This is a genomic window from Microcoleus asticus IPMA8 (assembly GCF_013179805.1).
Lineage (GTDB): Bacteria > Cyanobacteriota > Cyanobacteriia > Cyanobacteriales > Microcoleaceae > Microcoleus > Microcoleus asticus.
In genome coordinates, this window is record NZ_SRRZ01000143.1 from 1 (window position 1) to 18,556 (window position 18,556).

Sequence of the window (18,556 nt, forward strand, 5' to 3'; positions counted from 1 at the left end):
GAAAATTATTTTTGATGACTATCTACCCAAATGGAATTATCGTGCAGTTCCGACTATTTAGCAGACGCTAAAGTTATTAAATTTTCATTCCAAAGCATTATACTCACCGTAAACTGCGTGAAAATGAGGCGGTGGATGATCTCCAAAGAAAATTTTGATAATTATTCCGTAAAATCGTGCAACTTCTGGCATAAAGCTTTTCTAAACTACGATATGAGGATTATTGTATATGAACCAGGAACAAGAATAACCCACAACTACCACTGCGGCTCGGAAGCCATCAAAGCAGTCGCAGCCTCGCTCGGTAACGGTTTAGCAAAAAAATAACCCTGACCGTATTCGCAGCCGATCGACCTCAACCTAGCTAATTGTGCCGCCGTCTCCACACCCTCAGCAATCACATCCATACCCAAAGCGTGAGCCAGCGCCACAATCGTCCGCACGATCGCCACATTCTCCCCCTCGCTTTCGATCTCCATCCGCCCCACAAACGACTTATCAACCTTCAAAGTATCCGTAGGAAACCGACTCAAATAACTCAACGACGAATAACCAGTGCCAAAATCATCAATTCCCAAGTTGACATTTAACGCTTTCATCTGCTTCAAAACCGCGATCGCCGACTCCACATCATCCATCACCACACTCTCAGTAATCTCCAACTTCAAACTCTCGGGACTCAAACCCGTTGCCCCCAAAATAGCCTGAATGCGATCGACCAAATCCGGCTGAGCAAACTGCTTCCCCGACAAATTTACACTCATAATCAAAGGCCGATCGAAATCAAACATTTCCTCCCACCGCCGCAACTGCCGGCAAGCCTCCTCCAGCACCCAGTCGCCCAGCGGCACAATTGCCCCCGTTTCCTCAGCCACCGGAATAAACTTCACCGGCGAAATCAAGCCCCGCTGCGGGTGCTGCCAGCGTACCAAAGCCTCAAACCCAATAATCCTCCCGCTTGCCAAAGATACAAAAGGCTGGTAGTGCAGCAAAAACTCCTGACGCTTGAGGGCCATCCGCAAATCAGTCTCCAACTGCAACCTCTCCACCGCCAAAGCGTGCATCGAAGCATTAAACACCTGATACCTTCCCGTTCCCAAAGCCTTCGCCCGGTACATCGCCGTGTGGGCGTCCCTCAGCAAGTGTTCCGGCTGTTCGCTCACAGTAGGAGCGGGTTCGCCCCCCAGGGCAATCCCGATGCTCGCCGTCACAAACACCTCCTGCCCATTCAACTCAAAAGGCACAATTAAAGCTTGGTGAATGCGATCGGCCAAATCCACCGCACTGCCAACATCAACATTCCTCACCAAAATCGCAAAATCGTCACCCCCCACCCGCGCCACAGTATCCGCGCGACCAATACTTGCCCTCAACCGCAGCACCACCGACATCAGCAGTTCGTCCCCCGCCAAATGACCCAAAGAATCATTAATCACCTTAAACCTGTCTAAATCCAAAAACAGCACCGCAAACAGATAGCTGCGGCGGCCCCTAGTATTGGCGATCGCCCGCCCCAGACAATCCACGAACAAATCCCGGTTGGGCAAACCCGTCAGAGAATCGTGAAAAGCATCGTAAAGCTTCCTGTAAGCGCTGACGCCTCCACCAGTCAACACCAAACTCAAAGCCGGCGACACCAGGGGCACCCACCCACCCCCAGTAAAAATCCCAAAACTAATCCCCAACAGACCCATCAACGCCGCACCCCCAACTAATCCCGCCCTCGCAGGGTGCTGAATCCGCCAAGCCACAACCCCGCCAACCATCGCCCAAGTACCGTTCCACAAAATTTCCGCCCATTCCGGCCACACCCAAAACAGCGATCCCCCATCCAAAACAGCACTCAATATTTGGCTGAGCATTTGCGCGTGCACCAGCACCCCCGGCATTTTCGGACTTTGCTTTTGAACCGGGCTGTAGGGGGTCAAAAACAAATCTCTGGTACTCGGTGCCGTCGTCCCGATCAACACAATCTTGTCCCTTATCCAACTCGGGTCAACTTCTCCGTTCAACACCTGCTGGATACTGACTTGTCGCGCCACCTGCTTGCCAGAACGGTATTTGAGCAGAATTTGATAGCCTCTGGCGTCAATATTTGCATAGCCACCGCTGTCAGAAGTTAAAGGCACAAATTCTGCTTTGCCCCAATTAATTTGCTTGGGATTAATAAGGCTATTTTTTGGCAGCAGTCTGTCTTTGAGATACAGCAAAGCCACTTGCATTGAAAACGAGAAAGCAGTATTCTTCTCTGCTTGGGAGACGAAAAGTAAATTGCGGCGCACAACGCCGTCAGCATCGAGCACGAAGTCGTTAAAACCAACCCGATTGGGCGGTATCCCCGGAGGCGCCGGCACTCCTGGACTTTCTGAATCGCTCAATTTGGTGATCGCCACCACATTCGCTGCTTTCAGCCCGGCCAGCAATTCTTGGTGTCCCGGCGCTTGAGGCAAATCCCGGTACAAATCCAAACCGATGACTTTTGGCTGATACTTTTGCAGTTTTGTCAAGGTTTGAGCGATCGCCTTGTCGGAAATCGGAAATCTCCCCAAAGCTTGAATATCGGCCTCAGAAATTGCCACTACCAGCAGCCGCGGATCGGGGCCGGAATCTAGCTGCAAGCGCACTAACGAGTCAAAACTCCCCAATTCCCAGCTTTGCAGGCCTCCCAACTGCCTAACTCCCATATTTAGCAGCGTTACTGTCGCGCCCGCCAGCATTGCAGGCAAAATCCTGACCCGTCGGTTTTGAGAACTCAGGTCGAAGCCAGTTGCGACAGACATTACAAATCGAAGATTCCGAGAGAAGTTGGCAGTCACAAAAAAAATATGTCGGTGCAAATTAGCTTTGCCCAAGTCTGTTCTTACAGAATTGGGCTTAATATGAGATTGAATATAATTTTTTCAGAACTTGTGCCGCAACCGAGTTTCTTTAAGCTAATAACTCGATTTGGCAAAGTATTTCTCGGATGGGAACCGGGTTTCTGAAGATTTGCCGACAAATTCTGTCTTTAATTCCTTGTTTCCCCAAATTCCCACAAGCGTTAAAATTTAGTCGATCGAACTTTCAGGATATTTTTGAGATTATGGCGAATCAACTTCCGATTCCGGTGATTGTTAACGGTGCAGCAGGCAAAATGGGCCGTGAAGTAATTAAGGCGATCGCCCATGCTAGTGACATGACCTTATTTGGGGCTGTAGACCGCTCTCCTGAGTGCCTCAACGCCGATGCCGGGGAATTAGCCGGATGCGGCCCGCTAGAAGTTCCCATCACTGACGACTTGCAAGGAATGCTGGTATTAGCTGCTCAGGAAAAGCAGTTAGGGGTAATGGTAGATTTTACGCACCCGAAGTCGGTTTATGAAAACGTGCGATCGGCTATAGCTTACGGGATTCGCCCCGTAGTCGGCACTACCGGATTGAGCAGCAAGCAAATTGAAAACTTAGCTGAATTCGCTGAAAAAGCCAGCACTGGATGTTTGATTATACCGAATTTCTCGATCGGCATGGTTTTGCTCCAACAAGCCGCTGTCACGGCATCTCAGTATTTTGAACACGTAGAAATTATCGAGCTGCACCACAATCAAAAAGCCGACGCCCCCAGCGGTACGGCAATTCAAACTGCCCAAATGCTAGCAGAAATGGGAAAAACATTCAATCCCCCCGAGGTGGATGAAACCGAAAAATTAGCCGGAGCTCGGGGATCTTTAGCCGATGAAGGGATTCGCATTCACAGCATCCGTTTACCCGGTTTAATTGCCCACCAAGAGGTAATTTTTGGCGGCGCCGGTCAAGTTTATACTTTACGACACGATACGAGCGATCGAGCTTGTTATATGCCCGGAGTGTTGCTGTCTATACGCAAAGTCCTTGAACTGAGATCGCTCGTTTACGGTCTGGAAAAGATATTGTAGTCATTAGTCATTAGTCATTAGTCATTAGTCATTAGTCCTTGGTAATGTGGAATTAATCTAACTTCTAACTTCTGACTTCTGACTTCTGACTTCAACATCAATCCCTTAAATCCGTTACAACGCTTATACAATTCCCTGCCGAACAGACATCCGTTGCATCCGTTACAAAATCTGTTGCCGAACTTCCTATGCTAATTCCCTTAACCCGCGAAACCTTTCAAGAACTAATTCCCGCCGTCGCCACGGGAGCGCAATACAAATATATCTGGGGAAAACCGCCCGATTTTTTGAGGCGAATGTTAATCTCAGCGGTAACAGTAGTTTTCGTGCTGATAGTCTATAACTTCGCCGGTTCCGATGTCGCGCCGCTAGTTTTAATCACCGGATTGATTGCAGGTTTGTATTGGCTGTGGGGGCCGATTTTGTGGGCGAGTTTGCGGAATGCAGAATGCCGCAAATATCAATATTGCGGTTTTTGGCAAGGACGAGTTTTGGATATTTATATCACAGATGAAGTCACAAGCCAAGAAGAAACAGTCAATCAAAAAGGACAACTCGTAATTGTTGACAACTTAGAACCGCGAATTAATTTAGAAGTTGGCGACAAAACCGGATTTACCACTACACTTCGAGCTCCCTTGCGGAAAGATCACCAAGGAATTGCCCCCGGCCAAGCTGCTTTAATGTTAATCATGTCAAATCAAGAAGATTTGGGCCGGATTGCCAAAGTTTCAGATATTTACATTCCCAGCCGCGACGTGTGGGTGAGCGACTATCCTTATTTACGCAGGGATTTGTTTGTAGAAATGAGCCAGCAAATTAAAAAAGGTAGGAAAAAAGACCGCGATCGCACGAATCAAAGCAGAGATGTAAAAAGGCGATCGCCCGCTGATTATTAATTAATAAAACAGAGTCCTTAATCCACGTTCAAGATTGTATTCGGCGGTTGAAACCGCCCAGTCTTAAAAAGAAGTTTTCAACGCGGCGGGTTTGGTATTAATTTCGGCTCGAAGGTCGAGTTTTCGGACGCCAGAAAAATTCAGGCAGCTTCATTTTTGGTTGACCTAGCCGTTTGCGCCACGCTTCCATATAAGTGTAAAATACCGGAGTAAGATACAGCGTTAAAACTTGCGAAAACAGCAATCCACCGACGATCGCAATTCCCAACGGACGGCGCGATTCGGAACCGCTACCCACTCCCAGGGCGATCGGCAAAGTTCCAATTAAAGCCGCCATCGTTGTCATCATAATCGGACGGAAGCGGACGATGCAGGCTTCGTAAATGGCATCAAAGGCGCTTCTGCCTTCTTGGCGCTGTTTCTCGATCGCAAAATCTACCAGCATGATACCGTTTTTCTTGACAATTCCCACCAGCAAAATAATCCCGATAAACGAATAGAGATTGAGTTCAACCTGAAAGATTACCAGCGTTAACAGTGCACCAAATCCGGCTGACGGCAAACCTGACAAAATTGTCAGCGGGTGAATGAAATCCTCGTACAAAATGCCGAGAATTAAATAAATCACCATAATAGAAACCAGCAACAACCAACCTAAATCGTTAAAAGATTGGTTGAATACCTGTGCTGCACCTTGGAAACTTGTTGTCACTGACGGCGGCAAAACATCCTTTGCAACTTTCTCGATAGCTGCGGTTGCTTGACTCAGCGATGTGCCTGGAAGAGTATCAAAAGAGATTGTAGCAGAGGGCAATCCGGTTAGGTGATTAACGGTTAGCGGCCCGACTGTTTGGGTGACATTTGCGATCGCACTTAGCGATATCATTTGTCCGGTGTTCGATCGCACGTAAAGCATCGACAAAGCACTCGGATCGCGCTGATACTCAGGCTTTAGTTCTAACACAACCGTAAATTGATTGTTAGGGGTATAAATCGTGGAAACCTGTCCAGAACCGTAAGCTGCGCTGAGGGTTTTTTGCACTTGTTGAGCACTAACTCCGACGGTTGCGGCTTTGTCGCGATCGACTTTAACTTGAAGCTGAGGCGTGCTCAGTTGCAAATCGCTATCCACACCGCGCAATCCCGGTAGCGTTTTGATTTTAGCTAACAATTCCGGCACCGCTTGACGCAGCGCTTGCAAGTCTAAACTTTGCACCGTAAACTGATATTGTGAATTCGTTTGTTGACCGCCGATCGGAATCGCAGCAGGAGAGCGTAAAAAAGCTTGAATGCCGGGAATTCCGCGCAATTTAGGAGTGAGTTGTTGGATGATTTCGTCGGCACTGAGGCGGCGCTGCGATCGCGGTTTGAGCCTAATTGTGATGCGTCCGTTGTTCGCGGATGCGTTCGGGCCGCTCGCACCTACGGTTGAGTTCAACGCTGCGATGTTGGGATCTTTCCGAATAATATCAACGACTTTTTGTTGGTGAAGCAGCATATCTTCAAACGAAATATCTTGCGCTCCTTTTGTGTTAGCCATCAGTTGTCCGGTGTCTTCAGTCGGAATAAATCCTTTCGGAACCAGAACGAACAGATAAGCCGTAACCACCAGCAAAATTACAGAAGCAATCAGCGTTACGAAACGGTATTTCAAAACAGGTTTTAGCGTCCATTTATATCCTTGCAGCAGCAGCTCGAATCCCCGCTCTGAAAGGTGGTAGAAACGGTTTTGTTGGTGTTGGTGGGACGATTTGAGAAATCGACTGCACAACATCGGCGTGAGGCTCAGAGAAACAAATCCCGATACTAAAATTGCCACAGAAATAGTCACAGCAAATTCGTGGAATAAGCGACCGATTAACCCGCCCATAAACATGATGGGAATAAATACGGCGACCAATGAAAGCGTCATTGAAATAATGGTAAAACCAATTTCTTTCGACCCTTTTAATGCTGCTTCCAGCGGTGCTTCTCCCATTTCTTGGTGGCGAACAATATTTTCGAGAACCACGATCGCATCATCCACCACAAACCCCACTGAAAGCGTCAGCGCCATCAGAGACAGGTTATCTAACGAGTATCCCAACTGATACATCACCGCAAACGTGCCGATAATCGCCACAGGCAAAGCTAAACTCGGAATTACCGTCGCTGTGAGGTTCCGTAAAAAGAGAAAAATTACTAAGACAACCAGACACACCGACAAAACTAAGGAGAACTTCACATCATCTACAGAAGCCCGAATTGATTGAGAGCGATCGTACATAATTCCCATTTCGATCGATTGGGGAATTTGTTGTTTGAGTGCGGGTAACATTTGCACGATCGAATCGACGATTTCGACAGTATTTCCATCGGGTTGAGGCTGCACTGCCAGCAAGATTGCAGGTTGATTTGTAACATTTTTATCGGTGTACAAATTCAAGACTTTGTTATTCTGCACGTCGTCAATCACGTTTCCTAAATCTTGCAGCCGCACTGCTGCGCCATTTTTGTAAGCAACGATCAGCGATCGATATTCTGCTGCATTATTTAATTGACCGTTTACCTGAATTAAATAGCTTTTGTTATCGCCAGAAAGGCTTCCGGTTGGCAAGTTTACATTTCCTTGCGTAACTGCGGTTCTAACTTGATCTAATCCGATTCCCCGGGAGGTCAATTCTCGCGGATCGAGTTGAATTCTCACTGCATATTGTTTCTGCCCGTAAACCTGCACTTGCGCCACACCGTCGATCGCTGAGATGGGTTGTGCGATCGTCACTTCTGCGGCTTCATCCACATCTGCAATTGGCAGGGTTTTGGAGTACAAATAAAGGTATAGAACCGGCGCAACTGAAGGGTTAACTTTGCGGTAGCTGGGCGGTCTGGGCATTCCCGATGGCAATGAACCTGCGGCGGCGGCGATCGCAGCTTGTACGTCTTTAGCAGCAGAATTCACACTGCGGCTGAAGTCGAATTGTAGGGAAATGTTGGCGCTACCGGTGGAACTGGTGGAGTTAAACGAATTGAGGCCAGCTATTTCAGTGAACTGTCTTTCTAGCGGCGCGGCGACTGAGGATGACATTGTTTCGGGGGTTGCACCGGGTAAGCTAGCAGAGACACTTACAAAGGGATATTCAACGTGAGGCAAGGCGCTAATTGGTAACAAAAAATAACTCATTAAACCGAAGATTAGGATGCCGATTGTGACCAGTGCGGTCATCACGGGGCGGCGGATAAAAATTTCTGAAAGGTTCATAAAACTTGGTTGGTAGTGAGATATCGAACCGTGAGGACACGGCAGTGCCGTGTCCCTACAATTAATCGGGGTAGGGAAACGGCTTTGCCGTGTCCTCCTCGCGAGGATCATCGATTATTTTGGGGTAGGGAAACGGCATTGTCGTATCCTCTTAAAACGGTTATTTTACCGTCTCATTTAAACGAAAAGACTTGCCGAAACTTCACCTCGCTGAGTTTTTTCCGCCACGATTCCATGTAGATGTAAAATACGGGCGTGAGATACAGTGTCAAAACTTGTGAAAACAAAAGTCCGCCGACAACGGCAATTCCTAACGGGCGGCGAGATTCCGAACCCGCACCAACTCCTAGGGCGATCGGCAATGTTCCCATTAAAGCTGCCATTGTAGTCATCATAATCGGTCGAAAGCGCACTAAGCAGGCTTGATAGATTGCCTCCGCTGGTTTTTTGCCGTCGTTGCGCTGGGCTTCGATCGCAAAATCCACCATCATAATGCCGTTTTTCTTAACAATCCCTACCAGCAAGATGATGCCGATGAATGAATAAACGTTGAGCTCAACGCCAAACAACATCAGCGTTAATAACGCGCCAAATCCCGCCGAAGGCAATCCCGACAGAATTGTAATCGGATGGATGAAATCTTCGTACAAAATACCCAGAATTAAATAGATTACCAAAATTGCCACGGCCAACAGAAACCCTAAACTCGGCAGCGAACTTTGAAATACTTGGCTCGCGCCCTTATAATTGGTAGAAATGCTGTCAGGAATTACCGATTTCACGATTTTGTCGATCGCACTATTTGCCGTTCCCAGCGCCACCCCAGGAGCGAGGTTGTAGGAAATTGTCGCAGCATTCATCCGACCGACGTGGTTGACAATTAACGGTGCAATTCCCGGAGTGATTTTGGCAAACGTTGCTAGCGGTACTTGTGTTTGACTCCCAGAATCATCACTCGAATTACTGGCTGTTGTGGCGATGTAAAGCTGCATCAAAGCATTGGGATCTTTTTGATACTTTGGTTCGAGTTCCAAAATAACTTGATACTCGTTGCTTGCACCGTAAATCGTGGAAACTTGGTAAGCGCCGTAAGCATTTCTCAGGGTGTTTTCAATTTGACTGGCTGTAATTTCTAATGCTGAGGCTTTGTCGCGATCGATATCAATTTTGATTTGAGAAGTCATCTGCAAATCGCTGTTAACATCCTGAATTTCTGGCATTGCTTTCATTTTGTCAACCAGTTGTGGCACGTACTGCCGCAGCGGTAGAACGTCAGAACTTTGCAGCGCGAGTTGATACAATCCAGTGCTTTGTTGAGTGCCAAGCGGGATGGCAGGAGGATTTTGCAAGAAGACTTGAATGCCGGGAATTTCTGCTAGTTGCGATCGCAAATTCTGCACAATTTCATCGGCTCCCATCTGCCGCTGCGAGATCGGTTTTAGCCGAATAAACAAGCTTCCCGAATTTCCGGCAACTGCCGCCCCGCCGCCATTTGCACTCGCTCCTGCCCCGATATTCGAGTTAACTGCTTCCACATTTGGATCTTGGCGAATCGCGCTGACAACGGCTTGCTGGTGGCGAACTAATTCATCAAAAGAGGCATCTTGTGCAGCTTGAGTAATGCCCGTGATTTGTCCGGTATCTTGGCTGGGAATAAAGCCTTTGGGAACCGCGATAAATAGTCCAACTGTGACAAACACCATTGCGAAGGACAAAATCATTGTGGTGCGGTGATATTTTAAAACTTTCTTGAGGCTCCAATCGTACAAACTTAAAAAGCGATCGAATACATACTCGGAAGCTCGATAAAGCCGACTTTGATTGGCGTGATTTACCGGACGCAAAAAACGGCTGCACAACATCGGTGTCAGGCTCAAAGATACAAAGCCTGAAACCAAAATTGAAACGGCAATCGTCACTGCAAATTCATGAAACAAGCGCCCCAACAACTCGCTCATAAATAACATCGGAATAAACACCGCCACCAACGAAAGCGTCATCGATAAAATCGTAAAGCCGATTTCCCTAGACCCGTTTAGCGCCGCTTCTCGCGGGCTTTCTCCTTCTTCTATGTGGCGGACGATGTTTTCGAGCATGACGATCGCATCATCGACTACAAAGCCGACGGATAGCGTCAGTGCCATCATCGACAAGTTATCTAGCGAGTAGTTGAATAAGTGCATCACCCCAAAGGTTGCGATCAGCGAAACCGGCAGCGCTAAACTGGGAATGACTGTTGCAGACAGATTGCGTAAAAATAAGAAGATTACTAAGATAACTAGGGCGATCGTCAAAACGAGGGTAAACCGAACGTCGTCAACGGAATCGCGAATCGATTGAGACGCATCGTACATCACCCCAAGATCGATCGAACTGGGAATCTGAGTTTTTAAGTTGGGCAGTAATTTTTGAATCGTCTCTACAACTTCTACAGTATTTGTACCCGGCTGTCTTTGAATAGTGAGGATAATTGCGCGATCGTTGTTATACCAACTAGCAAGTTGAGTATTTTCTACGCTGTCAACCACTCGCCCTAATTGTTCGAGATAAACAGGCTGTCCATTTTTATAAGTCACAATTAAACGGCGGAATGCTGCTGCATCCTGAAGCTGTCCGTTAGTTTGCACAGTAAAGTTTTTATGGCTGCCGGAAAGGCTTCCTGTGGGTAAGTTGACGTTTCCTTGTTCGATCGCAGTTTGCACTTGATCGATGCCAATTTGCCGCGTTGCTAACTGCTGCGGATCGAGTTGAATTCTAGCAGCATACTTTTGAGAACCGTAAATCTGCACTTGCGCCACACCGGCGATTGTCGATAGCTTTTGCGCTAGATAGGTTTGTGCGTATTTATCAACCTCAGAAAGCGGCAAGGTTGGGGAAGTAAGATAAAGGTAAAGAATCGGCCCGTCGGCGGGGTTGACTTTGCTGTATGTAGGCGGATTTGGCAAATCGTTAGGCATTTGGCCCGAGGCAGAGGAAATTGCCGATTCCACATCTTGCGCCGCATCGTCAATACTGTGGCTGAGATTGAACTGAAGCGTAATTTGAGTTTTGCCGCTGGTACTGGTTGAGGTTAGCGTATCGAGTCCAGCAATGCTGGAAAATTGCTTTTCTAGCGGGCGCGCCACCGATGCAGCCATCGTTTCCGGGCTGGCACCGGGCCGGGAAGCGCTGACTTGAATCGTGGGATAATCGACGTTTGGCAAATCGCTAATCGGCAGTAAGCGATAACTCATCCAACCAAAAATCAGAATTGCCGCCATCACCAAGGTGGTCATAATTGGACGGCGAATAAACGGTTCTGAGAGATTCATTAGTTGTATCAATTCCGGTTTTACCGGAATGACTGTTGACTGTTGACTGTTGACTGTTGACTGTTGACTGTTGACTGTTGACTGTTGAGTGTCAGTCGCAAAACTGAATGAGAGTTGACTATTTAACCTTCGACTTCGCGATCGGCAATAACGAAACGAAGTGAAGCAATTGCAGGGATTTGAGATTACTTTTGTCTCAAAATAACTTTCGATAATCCAAATATAAAATCGCTCGCCCTAGGGATTCTTGCGCGATTTCCATGACTTATTTCCAGATGAATTAGAGTCGTCGCCAGATTTTACACCTGTTTCTTTGGCTCCAGATGTGTCTGAATTATTGCCTTTAGTATTATCTAAATTATCTTTAGCATCTCCTGCGGTTTTAATGCGAATCTTGCTACCATCAACCAGATTTGCTTGTCCGTCGGTGACAACTTCATCACCCGCATCCAGACCTTTTTGGATGACAGTTAAGCCGTTGATTGTATTGCTGACAACTACAGGCACATTTTCCACTGTATCGTCTTCTTGGGCGACAAATACGAATTGTCCGTTCGGCCCTGTCTGTACAGCTTGTGAGGGAACAACAATCGCATTTGGCTGTTGACTTAATGTTAGAGTTGTGTTAACAAATTGACCGGGAAAAAGTTTGCCATCTGCGTTATTAAAGTCGCCAATCAGTTGAATAGAGCCAGTGGCATTGTCAACCGTATTGTTCACAAATGACAAGGTTCCCGATATCGGACGATTGTTTCCAGCAAAGGTGACATCAACTTTAAGTTTGCCGTTATTCGCGTATTTTTGGATTTGTGGGAGGTTGGATTCAGGAACCGAAAAGGCAACTTGAATGGGATTAATTGTGGAGATTGTCACCAAGGGTTTGTCGGTGCTTGCTTGCACCACATTGCCGACTGTCACCAGCACATTTCCGGCACGCCCGTCGATCGGCGCATAGACCTTGGTATAGGATGATTGCACCTGAGCATTTTTCAAGGCACCGCCGTCTGCACTCAACCCAGCTTGAGAACCCTCGATCGCAGCCCGATCGCCCTCCACGACGGCCCGAGCATTGTCAATCCCTACTAAATCGCTTTTCACCGCCGTCTCAGCATTCTCAATCCCTACTAAATCGCTTTTCACCGCCGTCTCAGCATTGGCGATCGCCACTTCATCACTTTTGACGGCTGCCTCAGCATTGGCGATCCCGATGCGATCGCTCTTCACCGCCGTCTCAGCATTGGCGATCGCTTGCTGGTCAAGATCGACGGTTGCCGCAGCGGCTCGGCTGCTGGTAGCGTATTGCTGGGCTTGATCTTGACTGATTACTCCTTGCTGGTAGAGGGCTGCGTACCGTTGACTTTGTGCTTGGGCATATTGGGCTTGGGCTCGATCCTTGGTCAAAGTGGCGATCGCTTGCTTAACTGCTCCTTGGTCTTTTTCCAGGGTCATTCTGGCTTGTTCGACGACTCCTTTGTCTTTAGCCAGAGTCATTCTGGCTTGCTCGACAATTCCTTGGTCTTTAGCAAGGGTCGCTTTGGCTTGCTCGACCATTCCTCGGTCTTTGTCAAGGGTTGCTCTAGCTTGTTCGACGACTCCTTGGTCTTTAGAAAGGTTGGCTGTGGCTTGTTGCACCTGTGCTTGGCTTTTTGCTACGATTCCTTGAGCTTGCTGGATCGAGGCAGTTTGAGAGCGATCGTCGATCGAAAACAGCAGTTGTCCTTTCTTAACTTCTTGTCCTTTCTTGAAATAAACTCCTGTAATCCGCCCGCTAGCTTGTGCTGTCACCGAGACAGTAGAACTCGATTGCACGTTGCCGATCGCTTGCAACTGTATTGGAACCGTTTTTTTCGTTACTGTAGCCACTGTCACCGGAGTCACTTGGAGTCTACCGCTGCGGCTCGGTTTTTCCGTTTTAGGAGCGGTCGATCGAACCCAAACCAAAAATCCCAACCCACCCACCAGCAGCAACCCCAGCAGAAACAGCGCAATCCGCCCTTTCGCCAGCACCTTTTCTGTCGGTTGTTTGGCTGCAACACTGTCCGCCGGTTCGCTCTCCGGCAATGTTGGAGCTTCCTGAAAAACTTCACGGAGAGCGTCTTTAGGAGTTTCACTAACAATTTCTACGTTGTGCGTCGGTTGCTCGTTCAGCTTCAGATTTTCGTCAGAAACTTTAGGGCGAGTGCCATTCCGACTTTCACTAATAATTTCCTCGATCACCACAAACCTCCTTTGTAACTAACATCTTGCGCTCTTCTCAAAAACAGGCTTTCCGACCTGTTCTACAGGAGATGAATTTTATCGCTTCACAGGCATCTTGCCTGTTCGTAAAAGGCTTATTAACAATGGTGCAAAAGGTGAGCAACATCTCAGTTGTAACTAACATCTTGTATCATTTATCATTCTCAAGAACAGGCATCTTGCCTGTTCAACAACACATCAATTTTCTTGTGGAATAAGTCGGAGAACCCGCGCAAGTCCTGTATCAGTTTCTCACTGCAAATTGCCCAATCAGAACGTTATTGCGAACTTGTTTGAGACTGCTTTTGCCCCCGAGGATAAGCAGTCTTGAGAATTTCTTTAATTTTTGTTTTTTGTTCAGCGGTGAGATTTAGCTCCGACAAAGCTTTTCGCATTTTTTCACCTCCCTTGACTTTAGTTTCTAACTGTTGTACCTGCTCGGGGGTCAACACCGCTTCGACTTGTTTGCGAAGTTCCTCGCGTTTCTGTGCGCGTTCTGCATCCGTTGCTTTCGGTTGCGCTGAACTTGGAGTTGCAGTCGCCGCGACAGGTTGAGCAGCTTGGGAGGAAACTGAATCCACCTTCGCTTGGTCTGAACTTACTGGATTGGCCGCCGTCGTGTCAGGTAGAGTAGGTTCGGAAGCATTGGATTGCGTACAAGCAGACAAACCGCCTACCAAAAGTGCACCGACGAGGATAAATGCTGGTGCGATCGTTGTTCTTTTCATGATTTACTGCGTCTAATTAACCTTCACCACCAAATCTTATAGGCTAAAATCAGCCAGCGCATGACCCAAGACTCCTAACTTGACCAGTCAAAAAGCACTTTGCGGTTGTGACTTTTTTCCTAGTCCCAAATGCCAAAATCAGCCGAAAAGGCTCTAGCGCGATCGTTGGCAGATTCGCTAAGCTGCTACACATAACTTGTCTGTTATGGCAAAAGGGGGAGAGCGGGAGAGCGGGAGAGTGGGAGAATGGGAGAATGGGAGAATTGCTCAATGACCAATTCCTTCAACATTCATCCGTTAAATCCCGATTCACTGCGCGTTGCCGAACTTCCTTCTGAACATAAGGGGGTAACGTGTTTTTTGACTCCAAGATACCTTCTACAATTAGGTCAGCGACCTTGCTTGAATCGCTCCAGCTTTTGATGGGGAAAAGTTCTATGATTCGCTTGACCTATCCGTCCTTTCGTTTGTTGCTTTATTTGGAGTGGCTGCTGCTGGCGACGGCAGCCTTGATGGAAGTGCTGCATCCGTTTCATTCGCTCTGGTCGCTGCTGTTACGGGTTGGCGCGATCGCACTTTTTGGCGCGCTCGGGTTGCGTTTGCCAACAGTTCGGTTAGGTAGAAAAGTTTTATTTACAGCCCTAGAATTTGGCTTGATTTTGCTGCCAATTGTCCGCGAAGGGTTATCGAGCCGATCGAGCTTTTTGCTTTTTCTCGTGCTGCTGATGCGAAGTTGTCTGATATTCCGCCAGCCGGGGCAGGTAACAGTCTTGGGTTTAGCCCTGCTGTCCTATAGCTCGCTACTGTTATTAAAACCTATTTTACCTGAAAAAGTCATTGCAACTGTTTGGGAATGGCGATTTAGCAATGTGTTATTATTTGGCTTGACATTAGTGTTCGCTTTATTGTTAATTAATGCGTTGATTGCGGAACGCCAAAGCCGAGAGCAATTAGAAATCGCTCACGATAAATTAGCTATAACTCACGAACAACTCCGCCATTATGCACTGCGAATTGAAGACCAGGCAACTTTGCAGGAACGCAATCGGATTGCCCGCGAAATCCATGACGGACTCGGACACACCCTCGCGGCTCAAACGATTCAGCTCAATAATGCCCTATTGTTCTGGAAATCGGAGGATGAGAAAGCGCTGGGGTTTCTGAAACAGGCGAAACAACTCGGATCGGAAGCTTTGTTAGAAATTCGCAAATCTGTTTCGGTTTTGCGATCGAATCCTTTGCAAGGATTGTCGCTCGAAAGTGCGATCGACAAACTTCTTCAAGACTTTCAGCGCATGACTGCGATCGAAGTTTCCAACTCGATTCGCTTACCAGTTCTGCTATCTCAGGAAATCAACACAACACTTTACAGAATTGTGCAAGAATCGCTCACAAATATTCACAAACACGCTGATGCAACGGTTGTGACAGTTGGGTTGCAGCAACACGCAGGACAGATTTATTTGTCGATCGCTGACAACGGCAAAGGCTTCGACCCTGCACAAAATACCACTGGATTCGGACTCCAGGGAATGCGCGAACGAGTGGCTGCTGCGGGCGGTCAATTTGCGATTTACAGCAAGTCTGAAAACGGTTGCCGGATTTCGGTTTCTTTGCCCTCTCAAAACATATAGGAATCAGCGGTTTCAACCGCGTCTATACAAACTTTTGTCCTTCTCTAAGAGACTGAAGAAATGATAATGCAGTGCGGTTTTCCCGATGCTAATTGATGCGAGGATTGTTATATGATTCGGATTTTGCTAGTGGACGATCGGCATATTATTCGCCGGGGAATCAAGAGTATCCTGGAATGCTATTCTGATATGCAGATAATTGGTGAAGCTGAAAACGGACAGGAAGCGATCGCACAAATTCCCATCCTACAGCCCGACATTGTGCTGATGGATATTCGGATGCCCGTGATGGATGGCGTAGCAGCAACCGGGGCGATCGCCCAATCTTATCCCGATACAAAAGTGCTGGTTTTAACCACATTTGATGACGATGAATATGTCAGTCAAGCAATGCGGCTGGGCGCAAAAGGCTACCTGCTCAAAGATACCGAACCCGACGAACTTGTGTTAGCGATTCGCGCTGTTTATAAAGGACACACGCAACTCGGGCCGGGATTATTTGAGAAAGCCCTGATGACTCCTGCTGTAACTAATCCGACGGTTGTTTCTCCGCCAGAATTAGAGCAACTCACGCCCAGAGAATTAGAAGTGTTGCGTTTAATAGCTTCAGGCGCGAACAACCGAGAGATTGCTCAAACCTTATTTTTGTCGGAAAACACGGTAAAGAACTATGTAACGAATATTTTGAGTAGGTTAAATTTGCGCGATCGAACTCAAGCCGCGCTGTTGGCTCATTCACTCTTCAATTAGGGACTTACCGATGCCTGAAAGTGGCAATCAAAGCCTTGCTCAGAGACAGATTCAGCCACTTTCTCACCACCCGATTTTTTACACTCACCCATCCGCGCCAGCAGCACACAAAATCATCAACTGTTCCCCTCTTGGCCGTAAGCCTGCCAAGCCAAATCCACCAGCCCGTTAACAATAGCCACAGCCACCACCGCAGAGCCCTTGCGGCCCTCAATCCGAATGTGAGGAACCATGGAATCGTGCAGCCGCGACTTAGCCACGTCAACCCCCACAAACCCAGAAGGAGTTCCAATCACCAAAGCCGGTCGAATTTCCTCAGATTCAATCAAATCTACGATCGCCGACAAAGCAGTTTGAGCCTGGCCCACCACAAAAATCCCCTCAGGATAGCGTCTTGCCAAAGTTTCAATCCCCCAAGCAGCCCGCGTCCTTTCCTTTTGTGGGCGTGTCAAAGCCTCCATCGAACAGTAAACCGGATTCGCAAAGGTACTTTGAATCAAGGGCGTAATGCCCACCTGCACCATCGGCACATCTACCACGATCGTAGTCCGAGCAGCCAAAGCGGCCGCCCCGGCTTGCAAAGCCTGATCGGAAAAACTAATTAAAGACTTGTACTCAAAATCAGCAGTCGCATAGATCACGCGGCGGACTATTTCGTACTCCGCCGCTGAAAAACCGTGGTCGCCAATTTCGTTATCGATTAATCCCAGACTCTGGGCATCGCTTACGTGCCATTCCATTTGTTGGATAGCTGTCGCCTCTGAGTTGTCAGGTATCAGCTTACCAGCTTTTAGTCAATTCGTTGACTGTTGACTGATGACTGATGACTGTTGACTGTTGACTGTTGACTGGCAACTGGCAACTGACAACTAAGTTTCCGACGACGAAGAAGATTTGCCCAGCACCGGAGTTAGGAATGCCACCAAAGCTCCGATCGCAAAACCGGACACATTCCGAACCACTGGCAACCAGTCAGAAGTCCGAGTCACCACCGGCCCAAGTCCGAAAGCGAAAAACAGAATGCCCCACAGCGGCGAAAAAATCAGCGCCCACTGCCAAGCCACAACTTGTCCCGGCTTCCGAGGCTGAGCAGCAAACCCGCAGATAACGCCGCCAACCACCGACGTAATTAACGTCAGAACCCACTGTTCCCTCGGCAAACCCGGAACCACGCGGCACCCGCCCTGACGCAAACAGCCTTCGATCGACTCCAAAGATTCAATAATCGCTCGATCTTCGCCATTGTCCCGCACAAAAAATTGATTACCGTAGCGGGTTTGCAGTTCCACCCAAAAAGTGCGGGGCAGCAGCGGATACAGCGAGTCGCCCACATTAAAATTGAGCAAATTTCCCCCTCGGGGGTCAGCAACTAGCAACACACTCTTGTTATCTAGTCCCCAATAACTTTTGACAGCTAAACCGGGTGTGCGATCGTACTGAGTCAGCACTCGCAGTTTCCAGCCAGTTTCGGCTTCAAAAGCCTTTAAATTTTTTGCCAAACTCTCTTCTTCAATATCCGTGAGGGCTTTAGCTAAATCAATGATCGGCGTCTGAGTTGACGGCAACAAATCGGGATTGTTGAAAGCGTGGGCCTCCGGTGCGATCGTCCACACCGACAAAGCCAGAAAAAATGCGGCAGCAAAGGCTAGAAATTTTCGCGGGAAAAGCTGTGACATAGGAACTTGTAATCCGGGTCTTAATTGTGAATGCTAGCTGGCGGTGTTAACCAAAGGATAAGAGAAAACTCATATTTCTTTACAATTATTTACTTTACAGGAAGGGGAGAGCAAGCGGAAGGAAAAAATAGTTTTTGAGAAAGGGGGAGGGGGAGAGGGAGAGGGGGAGAGC

12 protein-coding genes are annotated in these 18,556 nt (G+C 47.9%); 4 read left to right on the plus strand and 8 right to left on the minus strand.

Annotated elements, in window-relative coordinates; translation table 11 throughout:
* Positions 1-84: 84 nt before the first annotated feature.
* Together E5S67_RS34900 and E5S67_RS27140 are read right to left on the minus strand one after the other, a co-directional pair.
* Positions 85-192 (minus strand): DUF4160 domain-containing protein, encoded by a 108-nt coding sequence (locus tag E5S67_RS34900; protein WP_216670744.1) that lies wholly within the window; start codon positions 190-192, stop codon positions 85-87.
* Positions 193-257: 65 nt separating this feature from the next.
* Positions 258-2,780, minus strand: coding sequence for an EAL domain-containing protein (locus E5S67_RS27140; protein ID WP_246277000.1), 2,523 nt, complete (start codon positions 2,778-2,780; stop codon positions 258-260).
* A gap of 302 nt (positions 2,781-3,082) precedes the next feature.
* On the opposite strand from E5S67_RS27140, the gene dapB reads away from it, so the two are divergent.
* Both dapB and E5S67_RS27150 read left to right on the plus strand, forming a co-directional pair.
* Entirely contained in the window at positions 3,083-3,910 is an 828-nt protein-coding gene (gene dapB / locus E5S67_RS27145) for a 4-hydroxy-tetrahydrodipicolinate reductase (RefSeq protein ID WP_172191861.1), read from the plus strand.
* A gap of 188 nt (positions 3,911-4,098) precedes the next feature.
* Complete coding sequence (locus E5S67_RS27150) at positions 4,099-4,809, plus strand: phosphate ABC transporter permease (RefSeq protein WP_172191863.1); 711 nt, start codon at positions 4,099-4,101, stop codon at positions 4,807-4,809.
* 97 nt (positions 4,810-4,906) lie between these two features.
* On the opposite strand, the gene E5S67_RS27155 is transcribed toward E5S67_RS27150, so the two are convergent.
* From E5S67_RS27155 to E5S67_RS27170, 4 genes are all read right to left on the minus strand, one after another.
* Positions 4,907-8,047, minus strand: a complete 3,141-nt coding sequence (locus E5S67_RS27155) for an efflux RND transporter permease subunit (RefSeq protein WP_172191865.1) — start codon at positions 8,045-8,047, stop codon at positions 4,907-4,909.
* A 173-nt stretch (positions 8,048-8,220) separates the two neighbouring features.
* Entirely contained in the window at positions 8,221-11,358 is a 3,138-nt protein-coding gene (locus E5S67_RS27160; protein WP_172191867.1) for an efflux RND transporter permease subunit, read from the minus strand.
* A 237-nt stretch (positions 11,359-11,595) separates the two neighbouring features.
* Positions 11,596-13,575, minus strand: coding sequence for an efflux RND transporter periplasmic adaptor subunit (locus tag E5S67_RS27165; protein ID WP_172191869.1), 1,980 nt, complete (start codon positions 13,573-13,575; stop codon positions 11,596-11,598).
* Between the two features lie 299 nt (positions 13,576-13,874).
* Positions 13,875-14,324: a superantigen-like protein SSL4 gene (locus E5S67_RS27170; RefSeq protein ID WP_172191871.1), complete on the minus strand. Its 450-nt coding sequence runs from the start codon at positions 14,322-14,324 to the stop codon at positions 13,875-13,877.
* A 437-nt stretch (positions 14,325-14,761) separates the two neighbouring features.
* Between E5S67_RS27170 and E5S67_RS27175 the strand changes: the two genes are divergently transcribed.
* Both E5S67_RS27175 and E5S67_RS27180 read left to right on the plus strand, forming a co-directional pair.
* On the plus strand, positions 14,762-15,958 hold the full coding sequence (locus E5S67_RS27175) for a sensor histidine kinase (protein WP_172191873.1): 1,197 nt from the start codon (positions 14,762-14,764) through the stop codon (positions 15,956-15,958).
* A 111-nt stretch (positions 15,959-16,069) separates the two neighbouring features.
* Complete coding sequence (locus E5S67_RS27180) at positions 16,070-16,708, plus strand: response regulator (RefSeq protein WP_172191875.1); 639 nt, start codon at positions 16,070-16,072, stop codon at positions 16,706-16,708.
* 116 nt (positions 16,709-16,824) lie between these two features.
* Here the strand turns inward: E5S67_RS27180 and E5S67_RS27185 are convergent, their stop codons facing one another.
* Both E5S67_RS27185 and E5S67_RS27190 read right to left on the minus strand, forming a co-directional pair.
* The gene (locus E5S67_RS27185) at positions 16,825-17,448 is read right to left on the minus strand and encodes a precorrin-8X methylmutase (protein WP_172191877.1); all 624 of its coding nucleotides are present in this window, start codon (positions 17,446-17,448) and stop codon (positions 16,825-16,827) included.
* 129 nt (positions 17,449-17,577) lie between these two features.
* Complete coding sequence (locus tag E5S67_RS27190; protein WP_172191879.1) at positions 17,578-18,384, minus strand: TPM domain-containing protein; 807 nt, start codon at positions 18,382-18,384, stop codon at positions 17,578-17,580.
* Positions 18,385-18,556 lie beyond the last annotated feature (172 nt).